Source organism: Sphingomonas spermidinifaciens, assembly GCF_002351485.1.
Taxonomy (GTDB): domain Bacteria; phylum Pseudomonadota; class Alphaproteobacteria; order Sphingomonadales; family Sphingomonadaceae; genus Sphingomonas; species Sphingomonas spermidinifaciens.
Map to the genome: position 1 here is coordinate 1,209,785 of NZ_NWMW01000001.1, position 20,798 is coordinate 1,230,582.

The 20,798-nt window shown below is 66.8% G+C and carries 18 protein-coding genes; 11 read left to right on the forward strand and 7 right to left on the reverse strand.

The genetic code is table 11. The annotated features are described in order from the left end of the window. Positions 1-52: 52 nt before the first annotated feature. Together COC42_RS05775 and COC42_RS05780 are read right to left on the reverse strand one after the other, a co-directional pair. Positions 53-592 (reverse strand): TspO/MBR family protein, encoded by a 540-nt coding sequence (locus COC42_RS05775; RefSeq protein WP_096342239.1) that lies wholly within the window; start codon positions 590-592, stop codon positions 53-55. Further along, a complete protein-coding gene (locus COC42_RS05780) occupies positions 589-834 on the reverse strand; it encodes a glutaredoxin domain-containing protein (RefSeq protein ID WP_096342240.1) in 246 nt (81 codons plus the stop codon). The genes COC42_RS05775 and COC42_RS05780 overlap by 4 nt, the downstream gene beginning before the upstream one ends. Positions 835-986: 152 nt before the next feature. Between COC42_RS05780 and dinB the strand changes: the two genes are divergently transcribed. From dinB to COC42_RS05795, 3 genes are read left to right on the forward strand one after another with little or no spacing between them, the layout of a single operon-like run. Next, on the forward strand, positions 987-2,108 hold the full coding sequence (dinB, locus tag COC42_RS05785) for a DNA polymerase IV (RefSeq protein ID WP_096342241.1): 1,122 nt from the start codon (positions 987-989) through the stop codon (positions 2,106-2,108). Next, positions 2,108-3,373 carry a DUF763 domain-containing protein gene (locus tag COC42_RS05790; protein ID WP_096342242.1) on the forward strand — a complete coding sequence of 422 codons (1,266 nt, stop codon included), beginning with the start codon at positions 2,108-2,110 and terminating at the stop codon, positions 3,371-3,373. Before dinB ends, COC42_RS05790 begins: the two co-directional genes overlap by 1 nt. Before the next feature lie 5 nt (positions 3,374-3,378). Next, complete coding sequence (locus tag COC42_RS05795; protein WP_096342243.1) at positions 3,379-3,942, forward strand: alpha-ketoglutarate-dependent dioxygenase AlkB; 564 nt, start codon at positions 3,379-3,381, stop codon at positions 3,940-3,942. On the opposite strand, the gene COC42_RS05800 is transcribed toward COC42_RS05795, so the two are convergent. Beyond that, entirely contained in the window at positions 3,939-4,253 is a 315-nt protein-coding gene (locus COC42_RS05800; RefSeq protein WP_096342244.1) for a hypothetical protein, read from the reverse strand. The two genes, COC42_RS05795 and COC42_RS05800, sit on opposite strands and share 4 nt — an antisense overlap. A 138-nt stretch (positions 4,254-4,391) precedes the next feature. Further along, complete coding sequence (locus COC42_RS05805; protein ID WP_096343125.1) at positions 4,392-4,655, reverse strand: DksA/TraR family C4-type zinc finger protein; 264 nt, start codon at positions 4,653-4,655, stop codon at positions 4,392-4,394. 220 nt (positions 4,656-4,875) lie between these two features. Here COC42_RS05805 and COC42_RS05810 point away from each other — a divergent pair, with 220 nt between their 5' ends. Both COC42_RS05810 and COC42_RS05815 read left to right on the forward strand, forming a co-directional pair. Continuing rightward, positions 4,876-5,607, forward strand: coding sequence for an ImuA family protein (locus tag COC42_RS05810; protein ID WP_245843876.1), 732 nt, complete (start codon positions 4,876-4,878; stop codon positions 5,605-5,607). Next, positions 5,525-7,318 (forward strand): Y-family DNA polymerase, encoded by a 1,794-nt coding sequence (locus COC42_RS05815; RefSeq protein ID WP_096342245.1) that lies wholly within the window; start codon positions 5,525-5,527, stop codon positions 7,316-7,318. The genes COC42_RS05810 and COC42_RS05815 overlap by 83 nt, the downstream gene beginning before the upstream one ends. Positions 7,319-7,320: 2 nt before the next feature. On the opposite strand, the gene COC42_RS05820 is transcribed toward COC42_RS05815, so the two are convergent. Next, the gene (locus tag COC42_RS05820) at positions 7,321-7,683 is read right to left on the reverse strand and encodes a cupin domain-containing protein (protein WP_096342246.1); all 363 of its coding nucleotides are present in this window, start codon (positions 7,681-7,683) and stop codon (positions 7,321-7,323) included. 47 nt (positions 7,684-7,730) lie between these two features. Between COC42_RS05820 and COC42_RS05825 the strand changes: the two genes are divergently transcribed. From COC42_RS05825 to COC42_RS05840, 5 genes are all read left to right on the forward strand, one after another. Further along, positions 7,731-10,994 carry an error-prone DNA polymerase gene (locus COC42_RS05825; protein WP_096342247.1) on the forward strand — a complete coding sequence of 1,088 codons (3,264 nt, stop codon included), beginning with the start codon at positions 7,731-7,733 and terminating at the stop codon, positions 10,992-10,994. Positions 10,995-10,997: 3 nt separating this feature from the next. Next, the gene (locus COC42_RS05830; RefSeq protein WP_096342248.1) at positions 10,998-11,273 is read left to right on the forward strand and encodes a hypothetical protein; all 276 of its coding nucleotides are present in this window, start codon (positions 10,998-11,000) and stop codon (positions 11,271-11,273) included. Further along, positions 11,263-11,631, forward strand: coding sequence for a hypothetical protein (locus COC42_RS17605; RefSeq protein WP_176484567.1), 369 nt, complete (start codon positions 11,263-11,265; stop codon positions 11,629-11,631). The genes COC42_RS05830 and COC42_RS17605 overlap by 11 nt, the downstream gene beginning before the upstream one ends. A 13-nt stretch (positions 11,632-11,644) precedes the next feature. After that, the gene (locus COC42_RS05835; RefSeq protein ID WP_176484568.1) at positions 11,645-12,271 is read left to right on the forward strand and encodes an SOS response-associated peptidase family protein; all 627 of its coding nucleotides are present in this window, start codon (positions 11,645-11,647) and stop codon (positions 12,269-12,271) included. 94 nt (positions 12,272-12,365) lie between these two features. Beyond that, the gene (locus COC42_RS05840) at positions 12,366-13,244 is read left to right on the forward strand and encodes an exonuclease domain-containing protein (protein ID WP_425442816.1); all 879 of its coding nucleotides are present in this window, start codon (positions 12,366-12,368) and stop codon (positions 13,242-13,244) included. Between the two features lie 452 nt (positions 13,245-13,696). Here the strand turns inward: COC42_RS05840 and COC42_RS05845 are convergent, their stop codons facing one another. After that, positions 13,697-16,204, reverse strand: coding sequence for an ATP-binding protein (locus COC42_RS05845; RefSeq protein ID WP_176484569.1), 2,508 nt, complete (start codon positions 16,202-16,204; stop codon positions 13,697-13,699). Between the two features lie 222 nt (positions 16,205-16,426). Here COC42_RS05845 and COC42_RS05850 point away from each other — a divergent pair, with 222 nt between their 5' ends. Next, complete coding sequence (locus tag COC42_RS05850; RefSeq protein ID WP_245843877.1) at positions 16,427-17,620, forward strand: DUF3644 domain-containing protein; 1,194 nt, start codon at positions 16,427-16,429, stop codon at positions 17,618-17,620. A gap of 444 nt (positions 17,621-18,064) precedes the next feature. On the opposite strand, the gene COC42_RS05855 is transcribed toward COC42_RS05850, so the two are convergent. Beyond that, positions 18,065-20,797, reverse strand: a complete 2,733-nt coding sequence (locus tag COC42_RS05855; protein ID WP_096342251.1) for a conjugal transfer protein TraG N-terminal domain-containing protein — start codon at positions 20,795-20,797, stop codon at positions 18,065-18,067. Between the last annotated feature and the right edge of the window lies 1 nt (position 20,798).

Consider the following 20,798-nt stretch of genomic DNA (forward strand, 5'->3'; position numbering starts at 1 on the left):
ACCTAGCGTCCGACGACGCCAGACGCGACCGGGTGAGCACGCAAAGCCCTGGTCAGGACGCGGGGACGTCCGGATCCGAATTGCGCTGCCACACCTGCTCGGCAAGCAGGGTCGCAAAGCCGAGCCAGGCTACAAAGGGCAGGCCGAGCGCCGCCGCCGGCCGATCGACTTTCGCGGCTGCGGCGACATAGCCCGCTCCCGTTGCGATCATGGCGCCGGATGCGAGCGCGCTCGCGCCCAGCTCACGCTTACGGAAGAAAAGCTCGGTCCAGCCGCCGATCATGCCGGTGTTGAGCAGCCACAAGGCCACGCCCAGGTTGCGACCCTCGCTTGGCCGTCGGCGGAGCAGTCGATAGCCGCCGATCGCCAGCCCGCTCTCCACGATCGGCCAGACAGCCCCGAACACGGGATTGGGCGGCGTGAAGGCGGGCTTGTCGAGCCGCTTGTACCAGCGCCGGATGTTCGGGTGGGACGGGTCGGGCGCGTTACGGCGTCCGAGAAGCGCGCCCAGGCTCATCACACCAGCGACAATCGCGATCGCCGCCGGGCGCGACAGCCCGACTGCTCCTTTTCTCGACACTGGTTGGCTCATGCCGCGAGATACCGTTCGAGGTCGTCGCTCCCGCCGATACGCTCGCCATCGATGAACACCTGCGGCGTCGTATCGACGCCCTGTTCCTCCTCGAACGCGTCCACCTCCTCGCGCGAGGACAGGATGCGGTCGTCGACCTCGAACCCCGCCTCTTCCAGCATCTCCTTGGCGCGTACGCCGAATGGACAGGTGTGGTCCGGCAGGATCATCCGGTACAGGATCGCTACATTCTCGTCGGCCATGTGAGGCACTCCCTGGCGGACCGTAACGCCCGCAGATTCGTACAGCGCAGCGTTGCTGGTGCCGTTCCGTCGCTCAGGGGTAGAATGATCCTGAAGCCGGGCCGCAGATCACATGTTCCTCGTTCGTTCGCGCGCTGCTAAGCTGCCCGGCGATGGAAGGCCGTTCGACTCGCAAGATCATCCATGTCGACATGGATGCCTTCTTCGCGTCCGTGGAACAGCGCGACGATCCGGCCCTGCGCGGGCGGCCGGTCGCGGTCGGCTATGCCGCAGCGCGCGGCGTCGTCGCGGCGGCCAGCTACGAGGCACGGGCGTTCGGGGTGCGATCAGCCCTGCCCTCGGTCACAGCACTTCGGCGTTGTCCCGACCTCGTCTTCGTGCCGCCGCGCTTCGACGTCTACAAGGCCGTCTCGCGTCAGATCCATGCGATCTTCGCCGAATACACCGACCTCATCCAGCCGCTCTCGCTCGACGAGGCCTATCTCGACGTGACCGGCAACCGTGCCGGGCTACCGACGGCCTGGGCCACCGCCAAGGCCATCCGGGCGCGCATCCTCGAGAAGACCGGCCTGACTGCGTCGGCCGGCATCAGCTACAACAAGTTCCTGGCCAAGCTCGCGTCGGACCACCGCAAGCCCAACGGCCAGTTCGCCGTCACGCCCGACATGGGCGCGGCCTGGGTCGAGACATTGCCCGTCGCGCGCTTCCACGGCGTCGGACCGGTGACTGCGGCCAAGATGAAGCGGCTCGGCATCGAGAGCGGTGCCGACCTCCGCGCCAAGCCGCTCGCCTTCCTCGAGGAGCATTTCGGCAGTTCGGCCGGCTGGTACCATGCGATTGCCCGCGGCGAGGATCATCGCCCGGTAAACCCGAACCGCGCCCGAAAGTCCTCGGGTTCGGAGACCACGTTCGACCGCGACCTGACCGAGCCGGCCGAAATCGAGGCCGGCGTGCTGCGCATGGCGGACGATGTCTGGGGCTGGTGCGAAAAGACCCAGGCCTTTGGGCGCACGGTCACCGTCAAGATCAAGTTCCAAGACTTCCGCCAGATCACCCGCAGCCGCAGCCATGCGGGCGCGGTGACCGATCGGGATCAGCTTCACCGTACAAGCCTTGACCTCGTCCGCTCGATCTACCCGCCCGAAACCGGCATCCGCTTGGTCGGGGTGACCGTCTCCAACTTCGAGGCACCCGTGCGCGATGGGCCGGCCCTGCCCCTATTCAGCGCGGAACCGGACTCACGCGGCGCTTCGATGATGGTGGAGGCTCGCTGATGGGCAGGCGATCGGGGAGCGCCGACCTGCCGCTCCATGGCGGGCGCGTACCCGCCTGGCTTGGCCAGCGCATGACCCGGCTAGGCGCGGTGATCGCGCAAGCGATCGTGCTGGAATATGGCCGCGACGAGCTGCTGCGCCGGCTCGCCCACCCTTTCTGGTTCCAGTCGTTCGGCGCGGTGATGGGCATGGACTGGCACTCGTCGGGGATCACAACGAGCGTGCTTGGCGCCCTCAAGCGCGGCCTTGCCCCTCTCTCGAGCGAGCTCGGCCTGCACGTGTGCGGCGGTCGCGGGCGGCACAGCCGCGCGACCCCCACAGAGCTTGTCGCGGTGGGCGAGCGCGTCGGTCTCGATGGCGATGCGCTCGCGCGTTCCAGTCGGCTGGTCGCGAAGGTCGACAGCGCCGCGGTACAGGATGGGTTCGACCTTTATCTCCACGGCTTCATCGTCGCTGACGACGGTCGCTGGGTGGTAGTGCAGCAGGGCATGAACGACGGCCGGAAGCAGGCGCGCCGCTATCACTGGATCTCCGAGGGACTGGAGAGCTTCGTCGACGCGCCCCATGCCGCGGTCGAGGGCGCCAATCAGGGTCAGATCGTCAACCTCACCGACCGGCGCGCCGCCGCCTCGCGCGAACGCCAGCTCGATCTGCTCCGAGATGCGGGACCCGCTGGAATCGTCCGCAAGCTTGCCCGGCTCGGACCCGCCCACGGCAAGGCATCTGCGCCGGCCGCGCAGGCCATGCTGCCGCACCTCGTCATGCCCGATCATCATGAGGTCCGGGCCGAGGACGTGGTCGAGCGTCGACTTCATGGCGCGCTCGCCGCTGCCGCCGATCGTGGGCCTGAGGACTTCGCCGAGCTGCTGCTGGTGCCCGGCGTCGGCGCGCGCACCGTCCGTTCGCTGGCGATGGTGGCGGAGGTGGTTCATGGCACACCGTGTCGTTTCAGCGACCCTGCCCGCTTCAGCCTCGCCCATGGCGGCAAGGACCGTCATCCCTACCCGGTCCCGACCCGCGTCTATGACCGGACGATCGCGGTCATGAAGGAGGCGGTCGCGGCCGCGAAGCTCGGCCAGGACGAGAAGCTGGCGGCGATCGGGCGCCTCGACCAGCAGGCGAGACGGCTGGAGGCCACCGCGACGGGCCCATCGGTCGAAGCGCTGATCGCGGAGGAGCGCAGCCAATCGCACGCGTTCGGTGGTCGCAGCGTGTTCGGCTGGGAGCCGCCGGGACCGGTACACGCCGACGAGAGCGCCGCCTGATGGCTATGGCGGACCTGTTCGATGCCCCGGCGCTGCCCGGGCTCGCGTCGCAGGACGATCTCGTCAGCGAGGCCGAGGAGCGGATGCTGATTGCGGCGATCGACGCGACGGCGCTGGCGCCGTTCCGCTTCCAGGGCTGGACCGGCAAGCGGCTGACCAGCTCCTATGGCTGGCGCTACGACTTCGATGCGGGAAGGCTGGAGCGCGGCGAGCCGCTACCCGACTGGCTGCTGCCGATCCGTGATCGCGCGGCCGCCTTTGCCCGGTTGCCGGTCGACGATCTCGTCCAGGCCCTGCTGATCCGCTACGATCCCGGCGCGGGCATCGGCTGGCATCGTGACCGCCCGGCGTTTGAGCATGTGGTCGGGCTGTCGCTGGGCACGCAGGCCACGATGCGCTTTCGCCGCCGCGTCGGCACCCGCTTTGAGCGTGTCGCCGTGCCGCTGCCGCCCCGCGGCGCCTATCACCTCAGCGGCGCGGCGCGCCATGGCTGGGAACACAGCATCGCCGAGATGGACCGAACGCGCTGGTCGATCACGTTCCGCAGCCTGCGCGCGCGATCGTCCTAACCCGCATCGTCGGGCTCAGGGCGTGAGGCAGGGTCGACCTGCTTCGCGTCGGGCAACTCCAAAGCGAGCGAGCCGATATTGTCGCCCCGCACCTCGATCATGGAAACTCCATCGACGATCAGCGGGCGTTGCGGGATCAGAATCGCGTCCTCTTGATGACAAGGATCGAGGTCGAGCCATGCGCGCACCGCCTTTTTCAGGCTTGTGACTTCGACCAGCTCGTCCAGGCCGCGCGGGACGTTCTCGAGCGCGGCGCTCATCCGCCAGTCGATTTCGGGCGACGCTGCATCACCCCAGCTTGCTTCGGCCATGATCTTCCCTTTCGTGGAAGCTTCGACACCAATTGCTCGAGCGCAAGGGTTGGAGCGAAGTTCCCCGACGCCTAGACTGGCCTAAAGCAGAACCGGCCGGCAACTGCTCGACTATGATCTGCATCCCAGTGCGCTTGATCAGCGCAGCTGGCTGTCCTTGCTTCCCCGCCGATTGATGGCGGACGCCTTTGGCTTGGCATCGCGAAGCGACTGACACGCGACGCACGTGCGAACGCCCGGGAGGACAATCCGACGACGCTCGGGGATCGGCTCGCCGCATTCGACACAGTGGGTTTCACTTTCGCCCGTCGGCATGCCGGCCCGGGCGGCGAGGATGGCATCCGCGACCGAGTCGTCGATCTGATCCTGGACGGCACCGTCCCGCGTCCAACCGCCCGCCATCATCTGCTCCGTCTTCGATTTTCATCCGAAATGGGGTGAGCAGGCGCTGTTTTCAGCCTTTCCGGCGCTGGGCAGCACCAGCAGGGCACCGTGTCGGGCTTATCCCGGCCAGATTCTTTTACGCTCCGTGGGTTGACCGACCTCGCCGCCATGCGGAACATAAGAGGAACATGAGAGTCGATTCCGTCTGATGCCTGCCGCCACTTCCCACTCCGAAATTGTGACACGCCTCCGCGAGAGCATTGCCGATGTGCGCCCGCGGCAGGTGGCAGCCCTTCCCTTTGCCTTGCCCGAGATCGACCGCCGGCTGGCCGACCATGGGCTGGATGGTGCCGCCCTGCACGACATCGCGCCCGCGGCCCCGTCGCTCAGCGACGACGCCGCGGCGACGCTCTTCATCGCGGGCATAACCGCGCGTCTGGCAGCGGCGGCCGACACCCGCGTGCTGTGGGTGGTGAGCCGGTTCGACCTCTACGCGCCGGGGCTCGAGCAGGCAGGACTGCCGCCCGGCCGGATCCTCTTTGCCGAAGGACGCGAGGACAAGGACGTGCTGGCGCTGATGGAGGATGGCCTGCGGCACGGTGCGCTCGCCGCCGTCGTCGGCGAGGTCCGTCGCGCCGACATGACCGCGAGCCGCAGGCTCCAGCTCGCCGCCGACGCGGGCAGCACCCCCGCCTTCCTGTCGCGCCGGTGGCGGCGGCAGGGTGTCTGTCCCCTGTCCGAGCTGTCAGCGGCGACGACGCGCTGGCGGATCGCCTGTGCACCGTCCGAACGGCTGCCCGCGCCGGGCGTCGGCCGAGCGCGCTGGACGGTAGAGCTCGTCCGCCAGCGGGGCGGCAATCCCTTCTCCCTTCTCGTCGAGGCCTCAGATGACACGGGTCGCCTCGCTCTACCTGCCGGCGCTCAGCATCGAGCGGCTCCGGCGGCTGGAGCGACCGCGCGCGCAGCCTGAGCCGCGTGCCCTCTCCCCCTTGCCCGTCGACGACGACCCTGGCGCCTGCTCGGTGCCGCGGGGCGGCAACTGGCGGCCGGGTGCACGCTGGGCGCGCGAGGGCGCGCGCGATCGCTTGGGCGTGGCGGCCGAGGCGACCGCACTCCCGCTCCATCAGCAACCAACCATGCGCGAACTCCGGCGTCGGTCGGAAGCCGCCGAGCATCCGTTCAAAGGGCGGCAGCATGCGCCGCTCGCCGCGACCGTAGCGAGGGCAGAACGGGCGGAGGCGCCCGCACCGCCGCTGATCCTGGCGCACCAGATCGGCAATCAACAGCTGATCGCGGCGGCTTGCCCCGCGGCCCTCGCGCTTGGCCTGGTGCCGGGTATGGCGGTGACCCAGGCGCGAGCGCTCCTGCCCGGGCTCGACATCCGCGCGTCGGATCCCGCCGCCGATGCGGTCGTCCTGGATCAGCTCGCCTCCCATGCGGTGCGGCACTGGACGCCAACCGCAGCCATCAGCGGGGCGGATGGGCTCTGGCTCGACCTGACCGGCGTCACCCACCTGTTCGGCGGCGAGGAGCGGTTCTCCGCGCGCCTGCTCGGCTTCTGCCGACGGCTCGGACTGACGGCGCGGGTCGCGGTCGCGGGCACGCTCGGCGCGGCGCACGCGCTGGCACGGTTCGGCGGCCAGCCGATCGAGCGGATCGAGGTCGGCCGCGAGGCACAGGCACTCGCTGGTCTGCCGCTCGCGGCGCTTCGCCTGACGCCCGAGGCGCTGGCGGCGGCGACCCGCTTCGGGCTGGAGCGCGTCGGCGACCTGCTACCCCTCCCGCGCGGCCCGCTCGCTCGGCGCCTCGGCCTCGCCAGCGTCCGCCGGCTCGACGAGGCACTCGGTCGGGTGGCCGAGCCGATCGTCCCGGTCGTGGCCCACGAGGTTCCGGTCGCAACGCTACGACTGCTCGAGCCGATCGGGACCGCGGAGGCGATTGAGCAGGTCATCCGCGATCTGCTTGCCGACATGGTCGAGCAGCTGCGGACACGGGGCCTTGGCGCGCGGACGCTGGTGCTGGCGCTCGATCGCGTCGACGGCAGCGAGCAGCGGCTGGCCATCGGCACGGTGCGCGCCACCCGCGATGCAGCTCACCTCGCGCGCCTCTTTCATCTTCGCATCGAGCGCGTCGATCCCGGTCTCGGCATCGAGGCGATGCGGCTGGCGGCGCCGCGGACCGAGCCGCTCGGCGCAACTCCGCTCGGGGGCACGCTCGCGGGCGACGTCGGACTTGCCGACCTCTCGACCCTTGTCGACCAACTCGCGGGCCGGGCGGGGCCGACGGCGCTGTTCACGGTCGGCGCGGTTGAGAGCGACGTGCCCGAGCGCGCGACCATCCGTGTCGAACCGATGGCGAGCCCTCAGGGCTGGCCGGCGTGGAAGCGACCCGTCCGGCTGCTGCGCCGGCCTGAGCCGCTGTCCGGTGTAGTGGCGCTCCTGCCCGACCATCCTCCGCGTCGCTTTACTTGGCGAGGGCATGCCCATGCCGTGGTGGCGGGCGATGGCCCCGAACGCATCCATGGCGAGTGGTGGCGGCGCGACGGCGAGGTCTGGGCGGTGCGCGATTATTTCCGCGTTGAGGACGAGGCGGGCGCGCGCTTCTGGCTGTTCCGGCGCGGCGACGGTGTCGATGGCGCGACCGGCGACCTCAGCTGGTACATGCACGGGCTGTTCGGATGACTCTAGATCTCCGCTCCGATCGGTGCCGTGAATCGCTCGTCCAGCACATCGCCCGTGTTGGGCACGCCGGCCGGTTCGAAGATCATGACCTCGGCCTCTTCATCGGCGGCTGTCCGATGCTCCACGCCGCGCGGTACAATCACAAACTCGCCGGGCCCGAGATCCGCGATGTGGGTTCGGAACTCGACCCGGAAACGGCCGCGATGGACGAGGAACATCTCGTCCACGTCGGCGTGCGTGTGCCAGGGGAACACGCCCTCGGCCTTGACGAGCTTCACCTCCTGTCCGTTGAGACGGCCGACAATCTTGGGCCGCCATTGTTCATCGATGCGCGCGAAGCCCGCCGCCACATTGACCGTATCCATGCCCGCCTCCTGATCGGCCCGCCATACCAAGCCGGCGGACAGGCGTCATGACCGGCTATGTGGAGTTGCAGGTCACGAGCCACTTCTCGTTCCTGCGCGGCGCCTCCTCGCCCGAAGAGCTGTTCGCCGCCGCCGCCCTGCTCGGGCACACGGCGCTGGGCGTCGCCGACCTCGGTAGCGTCGCCGGCGTGGTTCGCGCCTGGGAGGCGCAAAAGGCGACCGGGGTCCGGCTGATCGCGGGCGCGCGGCTCCTGCTCGACGACGGTCGCGGCCTGCTGCTCTACCCGACTGACCGCCCTGCCTGGTCGCGCCTGAGCCGGCTCCTCACCCTCGGCAAGTCCCGCGCCGGCAAGGGCGGCTGCATGCTCGGCTGGAGCGACGTCGCGGCACGAGCCGAGGGGCTGATCGCGATCCTGCTACCCGACCTGCCCGGCGAGACCACCGCCCGCCACCTGGAGGAACTCGGGGAGGCGTTCGGCACCCGCGGCTACTGCTCGCTGGCACTGCGCCGCCGACCCGACGACGCGATGCGGCTTCACGAACTCGCCGCCCAGGCAACGGCTGCCGGCGTGCGCGCGGTCGCGACCGGCGACGTGCTCTACCACGCGCCCGAGGCGCGCCTTCTCCAAGACGTGGTCACCGCGATCCGGGAGAAGTGCACCGTCGACACGCTCGGCCACCGGCGCGAACGGCATGCCGATCGTCACCTGAAGTCGCCAGAGGAGATGGAGCGCCGCTTCGCCGCCTTCCCCGATGCGATCGCCGCGACGGCCGACATCGCGCGGGCGTGTCGCTTCGATCTCGGCGAGCTCAGCTACCAGTATCCGCACGAGGAGGTGGTCGAGGGCCTCTCGGCGCAGGGCGCGCTCGAGCAGCTTACCCGCGAGGCGGCCGGGCGGATGTTCCCCGACGGCGTGCCGCTCCCCTACCAGAAACAGATCGCCCACGAGCTGCGGCTGATCGGCGACCTTGGCTACGCGCCCTACTTCCTGACCGTGAACAGCATCGTCGCGGAGAGCCGCCGTCGCGGCATCCTCTGCCAGGGACGTGGTTCGGCAGCGAACAGCTGCGTCTGCTTTGTGCTGGGGGTGACCAGCATCGACCCGATCAAGCACGAGCTGCTGTTCGAGCGCTTCGTCTCGGGCGAGCGGCGCGAGCCGCCCGACATCGACGTCGACTTCGAGCATGAGCGCCGCGAGGAGATCATCCAGTGGATCTACGAGACCTACGGCCGTGACCGATCCGCGCTGACCGCGGTCGTGACTCGCTACCGCGCGCGCGGCGCCGTGCGCGAGGTCGGCAAAGCGCTGGGCCTACCTGAAGACCTTACCAAGGCGCTCGCCGGTTTAGTCTGGGGCTGGAGCCAGGAAGGTGTTGGCGAGAAGCAGGTCAACGAGCTCGGCCTCAATATGGGCGACCGGCGGCTGCGGCTGGCGCTCGACCTCGCGAGGCGGCTGATTGGGGTCCCCCGCCATCTCTCGCAGCATCCCGGCGGCTTCGTGCTGACCCATGATCGGCTTGATGATCTCGTACCGATCGAGCCCGCGGCGATGGTCGACCGCCAGGTGATCGAGTGGGACAAGGACGATATCGATGCCTTGAAGTTCATGAAGGTCGACGTGCTGGGCTTGGGCATGCTCGGCTGCATGAACCGGGCCTTCAACCTGCTCGACGAGGCCAAGGACATCCGGGTCGGCATGGCTGACCTCCAGGATGACGACCCGGACGTCTACGCCATGATCCAGAAGGCTGACACGCTGGGCGTCTTCCAGATCGAGAGCCGCGCGCAGATGTCGATGCTGCCGCGGATGAAGCCGCGGCGCTTCTACGATCTCGTGATCGAGGTCGCGATCGTGCGCCCTGGTCCCATCCAGGGCGACATGGTCCACCCCTACCTCCGCCGCCGTGAGGGGATCGAGAAGCCCGATTACCCCCGCCCAGAGCTGCGCGCGGTGCTCGAGAAGACACTCGGCGTGCCGCTCTTCCAGGAGCAAGCGATGAAGGTCGCGATCGTCGGCGCCGGCTTCACGCCCTCCGAGGCCGACCAGCTCAGACGCGCAATGGCGACGTTCAAGTTCACCGGCGGCGTCAGCCACTTCTTCGACAAGCTCGTGGGCGGCATGGTCGAGCGCGGCTACCCTCGCGACTTTGCGGAGCGGACGTTCAAGCAGATCGAGGGGTTCGGATCCTACGGCTTCCCCGAGAGCCACGCCGCCTCGTTCGCCAAGATCGCCTACGCCTCGTGCTGGATGAAGCATCATCATCCCGACGTCTTTTGCTGCGCGCTCCTCAATGCGCAGCCGATGGGGTTCTACGCGCCCGCCCAGATGGTCCGTGACGCCCGCGAGCATGGCGTCGAGGTCCGCCCGGCCTGCATCAACGCCAGCCGCTGGGACTGCACGCTCGAGCCGACGCGTGGTCGCACCCTCGCTGTGCGCCTGGGTCTCCGACAGGTCCGCGGGCTCGCCAACGTCCATGGCGCTGCAATCGTCGCCGCCCGCGGCGAGACGCCGTTCCAATCGGTCGAGGAGGTCTGGCGCCGAGCGGGCGTGCCCCGCGCCGCGATCGAGCGACTGGCCGAAGCTGACGCTTTCCACGCGCTGGGCGAGGATCGTCGGCAGGGCCTATGGAAGGTGCGCGGCCTCGGCGAGGCGCCGCTGCCGCTGTTTGCCGCCGCGGACGAGCGCGAGGCTGCGTTCAGCCCGGAGGGCCTGGAGCCGGTCGTCACCCTCAAGCCGATGTCCGACGGACGCGAAGTGGTCGAGGACTATCGCGCCCTCCAACTCTCGCTGCGCGCCCATCCGCTCGCCTTCCTCCGCGACGATCTCACCCGGCGCGGGGTCAAACGCTGCGCCGATCTCGCGACCATCCGCGACGGGCGCCATGTCGAGGTCGCCGGCATCATCCTCGTCCGCCAGAAGCCTGGGTCCGCCAAGGGCGTGCTGTTCATCACCATCGAAGACGAGAGCGGGATCGCCAACGGCATCCTCTGGCCCGACCGCTTCGAGGCGCAGCGCCGAACCGTCATGTCGGCGGCGATGATCGGGATGAAGGGGCGGGTTCAGAAAGAAGGCGAGGTCATTCACGTCATCTGCGACCGGATCATCGACTATGGCGACCTGCTCTCGAAGGTTGGGCAGATGGACTTCCCGCACGCGACCGGCCGCGGCGATGGCGCCCGCCATGCAGGTTGGCCGGACCGGGGCGACGCGGGCTGGAAGCCGGGGCCGCGCGATAGCTACTGGCCACCGCACGCCGCCGGCATGGATTCGGAGGAGGTCGTGCGGGTCAAGACGCGCGACTTCCGGTGAAGGGTGACCAGCCTGCCGCGCCACCAGCGCGTGATCATCTCATTGTCGCTCCACATTCTCCGCGCCGCCATGGTCCGCTCGGGCGAGATGCGGGTCGACGCGGTCGAGGTCCGGCTCGCGCTGCGCTGCCTCCTGCCGCACTGCCCCGAGCGCTGGCCCCTCGAGCTGTTCTGGGACTCGGCCGGCCAGGACAACGAGATCGGCCGCGCGCAGGGCACCACCGCCGCATTCAACGGCATCGTCCGGCAGCTGCGGCTGGCAGGTCGGCATGAGGACTGAGCAGGGTCAGGCAACCTCGTCGCCTGGTCGGGGCGACGATGCCGTCGACCATGGCGGGCGCAAGCTGCGGACGCTCGAACAGTGCGCGCTCCATCGCCGGACCTTTCGGCTGACCTGCCCCGCCTGCGGCCATGTCCGGCTGCTCGACGCGATCCCGCTCTGGTGGCTGTTCACGAAGCGCGGCTGGGACGATGGCCTGCCGCACGCGATCCGGCGACTATGCTGCCAGCCCTGCCGAGACGGGGGTCGCGTTGTTCGGCCCCGCTTCGTCGTTACCCGCGAGCAGCCGGAAGGGCCGCAACCGCCCTACCCCAACCACCACGAGTGGAAGAGGGTTGTGTCGCGCTATCGCTCGTGATCGGATCGCCGCCATGTGCAACCTGTACAATCTCAAGGTCGAGCGCTGGGAGTATCTCGACTATTTCCAGGCCGGCGAGGACGCCTGCAACGAGCTCGAGGTCACCAAGGATTACGCCGCCCCCGGCAAGCCCGGCTATGTGGTGCGCATGGACGCCGGGCAGCGCGTGCTCAGCACCATGAAGTGGGGGTTCCCGACCAGGAAGCCGCGCAAGCGGCCGGCGCGCAAAGGCGAGATGCCCTTCCTGCATGACTGGTGGACCAACTGCCGCAATCTTTCGAGCAACATGTGGCGGCCCTGGCTGCTCAAGCCCGAGCACCGCTGCCTCGTGCCGTTCTCACGCTTCGCCGAGCCAAAGGCAGTGGCCGATCGCAGCGGGCCCGGCGACACGAACTGGTGGTTCACCGTCGCCGACCAACCCGAGCCCTGCTTTGCGGGCGTGTGGAAGGTCGATCAGGATCATGACCGGGTCTATGCATTTTGCACGACCGAGCCGAACGCGCTCGTCGCACCCAAGCACCCGAAGGCGATGCCGGTGATCCTCATGGCGGAGGATCATGAACGCTGGCTCTCGGCGCCCGCCGAAGAGGCCCTTCCGCTCGTGTCTGCCTATCCGTCGCAGCTGATGAGCGTGGCCTGACGCGGACTCCCGACGCATTACGCGCCAGCGTTGGCCGCCCCGCCGCTGTCCGACTGGCGTAGCGAAGCGCGCCGGACATGGTATGTTCCGGACGATGAACCTCATGACGGCCATCCCAACCGAAACCGAAGGCGCTGTGGCCGCCGAACCGAGCGTCGACTTCGTCGTCGTCGATGTCGAGACCGCCTGTTCGCGCGTCAGCAGCATCTGCCAGATCGGCATCGTCGGCTTTCGGGACGGACGGGAGGTGTTCGCCTATGAGACCCTCGTCGATCCCTGCGACGAGTTCTCGCCCTTCAACACGCGCATCCACGGGATCAGCTGCGATCACGTCGTGGGCAAGCCGACATTCGGCCACGTCCACGAGATCGTCGACGGTCATCTGACCGGCCGGGTGACGGTCGCGCACTCTACCTTCGATAAGGGCGCGCTTGCGGCCGCCTGCCGCTTTCATGACCGGCGCACGATCGAAACGACGTGGCTGGATAGCGTGCGGGTGGCGAAGCGCGCCTGGCCCGACTTGCCAAGCCATCGGCTTAACGTGCTGACCCGCTTCCTGGGCGTACGGCACAAGCACCATGACGCGCTCAGCGACGCCCGGGCAGCGGGAATGGTGATCGTCAGGGCGATCGACCATACCGGGATCGACCTCGCGGGTTGGCTGAGGCCGGCAGATTCAAAGGGGGGTCCGGCGCCGAAGCCGGCGGCAGATGGCCCCCTCAAGGGTGAACGGGCATTTGTTCTCGGACAAGCTCGTGACGGTCCGCTGGCGGTTCGCTTGGCAGAGCTGGGTGCGCGCGTCGTCGCCTCGGTCGGCACGACGACGACGATTCTCGTCGTCAGCGATGATCAACCGTACGGCAGGTTCGTCCAGGCGAGCGCACCATATCGAAAGGCAGAAGATCTCCGAGGCGCCGGCTCTGCTCTGCGCATACTCGGCGAGAGTGAAATCCGAGACATGCAGGGGACTTGATCGGAAGCCGTCTGCCAGGCGATCGGCGGCTTCTCAAAACTCAAGATTGAGGATCGTGAAGGCGGGGTGCATTCGAGAAAGGAATTTGAGACGCTCTTTCCCTCTGCTGCGGCGTATCACTGGACCGACTATCAAAATCGATCGTTTGTGAGACAACTCTGATCTGGTGTTTCACCGGTCGTCGCCGGTCATCCGAGCATACCCCTGTCAGACACTCACGAGCACCCGCGTGGTCCCGGAAGCCGTCGGTTCAGGTGCGACTGAAGGGCCGGTAGTGGGCCAATTGCTGACTAGCGGCTTTGCCGGCAAATGGGACGAGAAGCGGACGTTCGTTTAAGCCCCCAGTTGAGGCTGCGAAGGACTCACAATCCGCCACAAGGATCGCTGTCGCTGCTTCCCAAGTCCCGCTGTTCGTTTATCTCAATTTGCGACTGAGCCATCGTGCGACAGCGTCAGCCCGCCTTACGCCTCAGGATGTGTCTCGCGGCGTTCAGCCTTGGGGGCTCGTCCGCCCGCTCTATACCGACCCTCGCGGAGATATGTCCAACGTCCCCACCGCTGGCAAGATTGGCGCACGTATGAAGAAGCGTGGCGCAATCATTCTCGTCGGTCAGTTCGTCCAGAAGCGGCATGAGGATTAGCAGGAGTCGTCTGCGATCCGCAGGGTCACCGCGCCGCGATGCCGAGGTGATGTGTCGAGCGAGCCTTAGACCCTCCCCCGATCCGTCAATAAGCGGGATGGCGTAATCTACCAGCGTCGCGAAAAGCCGAGGTGATCGGAGACGGTCGATGATAAGTTGGGCTACAGCCCGCGCGATCCCGACATTGGGTGGCATCCGTTCTAGGATCGAGACGGCGAAGTCGACGCTCGAGGCGGGCGTGTCGCCAGCGTTCATGAGTTCGATGACGGTTGTCACAGTGGCGACATCCATCTCCACGCTGAACCGTTGCCTCGCGACATCTAGTGCACGGGCCCGTCGGGACGCGTCCATCTCCTTGGCCATGTGAAGGAGATTGCGCCAGCCCCAGCCAGTTGCGTTGCCGCTGTAGAAGCCGAGTAGACGGTCGAACACGCCGGCCGGATCCCTTGCCCCGTGATCGCTGCGATATGCTGCGGCGTCCGGCCCGGTCTCCACTCGGGAGAAGTCCGCCAGAGCCTCGACCTCGGTCGCTGACGCCTGCAGGCCTGCCGCCGCCAGAAGGCGAGCGCATCGGCGGACATCCAGGTACTGGCCGACACCCGCGAATAGCCGCGCCAGCCGCTCGAGGGGCGGCGCTAACCCTAGGGAGAAGTCGGCCGAGGCGACGACGTCCTCCAGGACCCCGATCCCGAAGCGGCGCTCCTCAGCAACGGCCGGATCGACTGCGCTCGCCATCGCGAGCAGTCTGGTCAGTCGGTTCTGCGGCGCGGCCGCGGCGACGGCGCCGGCCAGAATCCGGTGGCCTGATCTTACTCGCCCGACGCCAATTGTGAACACCAGGCCCTTCATCGCCGGATCGGCGACGAGGTCGACCGCTACGCCGTGCAGCCTCTGCATGACGTCAAACGGAACCGATCGGTCGTCGGCACCGCAGGCGCAGAGATCGACGTAAGCGGCGGCAAGCGTCGGTGCTCGGGCCTTTACGCTGTCGAGAAGCCGTCCACCGAAAGACACGAAGTCCGTGCCTTCGAGCAGGACCATGTTCAGTACGATGAACTGACCCGCCTTCAGAAGAGCGGCCAGCCTTGTGTTCGGGATCGCCACCAGATCACGGCCCAGACGGGTCGCTGCGATGGCCGCCTCGCCCTCCGAGATGCTAGCCAATGGGAAAGGCTGCAGCCCGGCCCCTAGGCCCACGCCACCGGCGCCAACCGTCCACGTCGTCATCACGAGACCGAGGTCGGAACTCGCGTCGAGCTCGGCGATCCGCTGCGCCAGAAGCGGATGCTCGTGTACGTCGTCGACCAGCAGGACCACGCGCGGCCCACCCTCCGCTCGCAGCCGCGCTGCCAGCCTGACCGTGGCTGTCCACTCTGCGTCACTCATTTCCGGACCACGAAACTCGATGGCGACGATCCTCCCCTCGACTTGCAGGTCCCACATGACGCGCCGCGCAAGCGTGCTCTTTCCGGCGCCGCTTGGACCATGCACGAGTATCTTGGGACACACAGACGAGGTCACGGCGTCGCGCAGCGCACCGGCCGCATCGCGCGGCACGTCCAACTCGCTCGCGATCCCCTCCCAGACGTCACTCTGGCTGGTGTAGAAGAGGGCGACCGAGCCGGTCTGTGATCGTGTCCGCGAACCGAACGCCACCATCGATCCGACGATGGAGCAGGGATGCGCGGGCGGCAAATAGTCGGCGATCCATCGTAGGACTTCCGCGCTCCCGATTGTTTCGCGCCACGTTATGGCGTCTAGCAACGCGCGCAGAGCGGCATCGATCTCGTCGGCCGGAACCCCGAAGCGGGCGAGCCGCGCCTCGGCCATCAGACGGAATACTTCCTTAGGAATGCCTGCAGGAAGGAGCTCAGCGTTCATGCGCGACAGCACGCCTTCCAAGTCGAGTTTTACAGCAGACGCCGAGCCCTTGGCAGCCAGCTCCCTCACTAGCCGCGATACGTGCTTGTCGATCCGCTTTCGCCGGAACAGGTCGAGCACGTCGTTGCTCCCCACGGAGGCGGCGGCAACCAGCCGGAAGGAGAGACGCGCGCTTGGCTCGGCGCCGATGGCGGCTCGCGCGGCTTGGAGGTCGGCGACGAAACGAGAGAGGATCCCACGAGCAACCGTCCAATCTAGTTCCGTAAGCTCGTAGCCCTTTACCTGGGCGTAGATTTCGGTCCCGTCGAACAGGCGCAGATCGACGTCTTGAGCCCCCTCGTAACGGAGCGCGACGACGCCACCCGCACCGGTTAGCAAGCCCGTGAGCAACCAGGCCGCATAGCTGCGCTGGAAAAGGAAGCCCTTTTCGGCGTTCATACCCCCGGCCCGGCCCGGGGTCTCCAACGCGCGGCCCGAGACCGCCCAATCTACCGACAATGCCGATCCATCCATGTGAGGTGGGGGGGGGAAGCTACATCCTCTCTCACGCCTTGGCGACCTCCACGCTTATCGCGGGGCGCCATGCGGGGCGCGTTGGCCTGCGTCCCTTCACTCAGATCCGGGAGTCCCCTTCTTCCGCTTTGGCGCTAGCATCGGCCCATGGCGACTGCGTCCTCAAGCCCGACTCTCACCTCCGCCGAAAAGGCGGTTATCAAGGCGCTTCTCAATGATGGCTGGCGCGGACAGGACGTGCAGGCCCTCATCAACAACGGTCGAGGCGCCTCCATCAACTCCGGTCGTATCTCCGCGATCAAGGCGGACAACAGCATCGTGCCCGCAGACAGGCGACAGGTCGACGCCTTCAGGCGCAGGAAGCTGCTGTTCGACCATGTCACGGGATTGTGCCCGATCGAGGACGAGCGACTGGTGCGCGCTCGCGAGGCGATGCTGCTTGCGGTGGAGCTGTTCAACACGCCACGGATCGTCTTCAAGGCAGGCGTCTTCTCGATGCTGGCGAACGTCGCGTGGACCTACCTGCTTCACGAATACTATGAGCAGCAAGGGGTGAAGATCGTAAGTCCCGAGGGTTTCAGTCTGCTGCTCTCGCAGATGGTTGCCCGGCACGACTGTCCGTTGTCAAAGGCCTGCAAGCAGAACCTGATGGCCTTGAAGGAGATCAGGGACGTCGTCGAACATCGGACTATCGGCATGTTCGACCACAAATGGCTCCCGCTGTTCCAGTCCACCTGCCTCAATTTCGAGAAGGCGCTTACCGAGATGTTCGGGCAGCGGCTGAGCCTCGGTCACGATCTGGGGTTCGCCCTGCAGTTCGCGAAACTGAAGACGGGCGAGATTGCCGCGCTGCAGGGGCACGACCTTCCCGAGCACATCGCGGCCCTCGACGCGAGCCTCGCCGCGAAGTTGGATGAGGGGGACGCTGACAATCTCGAATACCAATTCAAGGTTGTCTACACGCTGACAAGCGCGTCCAAGGCGAAGGCTCACTTTCAGTTCGTCCAGCCCGATTCGGCCGAGGGGAAGGAAATCCAGAACGTTTTGATCAAGTTCAAGCCGAAGGATGACATCTGGCCGTTCAAGCCTGGGGAGGTGATCGCCCGCGTCGCGCAGGCCAGTGGAAGGCCTTTCACCAGTGACAAGCATCAGCGTGCATGGAAGCTCTACGAAGCCCGGCCTCGTAAGGGCGCAGTGGATCCCGCCGCCACGAAGGCGGACTTTTGCACGTACCACCCACCCTACGACTCCTACACCTACTCCCAGGCTTGGGTGGACTTCCTCGTCGAGCAAATTGCCACCGACGAACGCTGGGAAGCATTGTCGAAGTTCAAGGGGTGAGCGGTTTCGGACACCGCGGTACCGCCGTGCTGCGGTAACGAAATCTGAATGAGCGGGCGAAATGCTTACCACCGCCTCAAGCCGACCGTCCCGCTTGCCACCAGTATCGAGCGGGGAGTTGGCGGCTCTGGAAGGCTCTACCTGTCGGCGGCGATGGAGGCGTGGTATGGAAGACATCAGATTAAACAGGTGCTGCATGTCGGACCCGTCCCCTTTCCTTCCACCCGAGCAAAATCCCGCCCGACTCAGCGATGGGTCATGGTGGAGGCGGCCTGGCACGGTGGACGGTACCCTCGCCTCAAGCCTGAATCCCGGCATGTTCACGCGCAGCGAGCCTGCTCGCCCTCCCGCCCCTTCGCATCCTCGCGCCTTGAGCGCGTGGTGGCTCGTTGCCTTCCTAGCTATAGTCGCAAGCGCGTTTGGATACTTGCTTCTGCAGTAGATTTATTGCCGCCTCCCCCAATCTCGGACCTGCCTAGCTCCGCCTCTGTTTAGCTCAACTCCGTCCAAGCCGGCTTGGCCTTCCGTGGCCAAGCGGCGGCGCTCGATGTCCCGGCGACCAGTGCCTAACGCCCTCTGAACATCGTTGCCGACGTGCTGCCCGCTCGGCCGCGTCGGCTCGGATGAGATCGCCGGCACTCTTGCGTTTACCGCTGACATTAGAGGCATTCGAAGTCCGGCGTCGTCGATTTCAGATACTCGTCCGTGTACTTCCGACCGGATGCGCTCGCCTACGTGCTCTACAAAGCGTTGCACGAGGAGATCGCGCTCACCGGACGTCTCTACATCAGTGCTGCTCCAGTCAGCTGCGCTGGCTGGGTCAAACCGTTTGTACACGAGTGGTGTCGAGGCAATCTCTTGACGAGCGAACTGCAAGAACTCGTCGCTCGCGTTCATCACGCCGCTCACGTTTTGCGACGAACTTGTCGACCAGCGTTGTTCAATCCGGCGAGCGTCTTCAAAATAGCGGCGAGCCTCGGCGCTCTCAGTTTGAGCGCGGGTAGCGGAGGAGGATATTCCGGAGGCTCGGCTTGCCACATCGGAGCGAGAAGTGGTTTCGGCCGAACGCTCGAAGCTGTCTCGACTATGAGTCCATCCCCGGTCGGAGGACCAAGACGCCAGCGCTTCTGCGATCTTACTCGAGTCCTTGCTGACGGCTGCAACATCTGTCGCGTTCCAGCGCTTCGAAGCTCCGCCAGTCACGCCGACGGAAGCTCCAAGACGGCCGATTCCAATTGACGCGCCGACTCCCCCGTCAACCCCTATCGTTCCTGTCAGGAACTTTTCCGTGGCGATGGTATCGGCGACTTCGGCACGGAGCCCGAACCGGTTCTGCAGCATCTCCGATGCTCGGCTCACTTCGTTGAAGCCTTCCGAGATAACCGCACGATTATCATTACCGTAGCTCTCGGAAACGGAGCGGTCTGTGCTCATGGCATGGCGGAACTCCTGGAAGCGGGTCACCGCATTGCTGGTGCTCTGTACTGCTTGGTTGGACAGGGTTTCACCGCGGCTCCGCGTCTCGGACGCAACCTTCGCAGCCTCGGCGGCGACAGACTGCGTGATCTGCGGCATGAAGGGCAGCTTGGAGGCGGGCACGTCGAGGATCTGATTGCCCGCAAAGCTCGTCGCGAGCGTGCCGGTGTCGTTGAACGCGCGGGTCTGCGCGGCACCATAGGTGAAGCTGGGCGCCTGGTTCCACTGGTCGTGCTGGCGGGTCTGCACCGTCTGGTTGTCGAAGCTCGAGTTGCCTAGCGCGATGTTGCCGGTCGACGCTTCCCGCGCGGCTTCCTCCGCAGCGTTCTGTGACGGGTTCAGATAGGTAGTCGCCTGGCTCGAGATCGCCATCGCGCCGCGGGCAATGCCGCCTGCAAGGAAGGGGATCGAGGCGACGAGATAGCCCGCGAGCAGGCCGATGTCGTCGTTGGCCTCCGTCATGCCGGTGAAGCTTGCGAGGGTGAGGCCACTGCCGCTGCTGGCGCCCGCTACCTCGGCCGCCCCTTTGAACATCATCACCATGTGGAGGATGACGTACAGGGGACCCCACGCTGCGAGATAGAAGAAGCCGGTGACATAGCCTTTCAGAGCGTACGGCCCGCTGCGCGGCATCAGGAACAGCGGGAAGAGCACCGGGAACAGCGCGTAGAAGACCACCGTCAGGACGATGTTGAGGACGGGCACCCACTTCATCGCGGCATGCGCGATCGAGCCGTAGGTCCGCTCGGTCTGAATGTCGGCGCGGGTCTGGGCATAGACGTCGACGCTGCCGGTGCCGCTCGTGCCTGCCGCGCTGTGCATCGCCTGCTGCATGGCGTTGATCGTGAGGGATTGCCGCAGAATGGTGCTCGCGGACGCGGACACGCCGGTCAGATACTGGTAGGCAACCGGCAGGTCGGCGAAGAGCTTGGCGCGGGCGAGATCGGTCGTCTGCTTGGGGTAGAGCTGCCTGCCGAAGACGCGGCCGAGATCGTCGACCATGCCGTTCCACTGGCCGCTGAGCGCTGTGTACGCCTCGCGGCAGGTCTGGATGCTTGAGGTGACCGCGCCCGAACCATCGCGCGTCAGGAACCGCTGTGCACGCGCCTGGCTGCCGGGCGCGATCGCGTTCCAGAGGTCGGGTGCCTTCGCCAGCGTCTCCATCGAGTAGCGGCCGAGCAGCACGTCATAGAAGACGCATTGCTTGAAGTGCTCGTCGAGGTTGGCCGCGAACTCGGGATCGTTGATCCTGAGGCTCCGGGTCGCTTCGAACAGCCGCGAGCCGTAGATCATGCCGTTGCGGCTGTAGTCGAGATCGCCCGGCAGGCCGAAGACCAGCTCGGACGAGCGGACGAGATAGTCCCCGACCTGGCTCGTGAAGCTCGCCATCATCGCGAGGCCGAGCGGCACGTTGGCGACCTGCGCGGGCGCGAGGCTCGGGTTAATGCGATCGGTGACGTGCACGTCGAGCCGCGGCACCATCAGCACCATGTACATGAGCGTGGCCTGGAGGAACCAGTGCAGCCACGCCTTCCAGTCGAGGTTGAAGGCGACGATCAGGACCGAATAGGCGAGCCCCATAACCATTACGACCTGGAGAAGGCTCTTGTAACCCCCCGCCCCGGTCCAGGCCGCGACTGCGTTGAGGACGTTGACGATGTACTCGCCGCCGCCGATCGTGAAGAGCTCGACCGTGCCCATC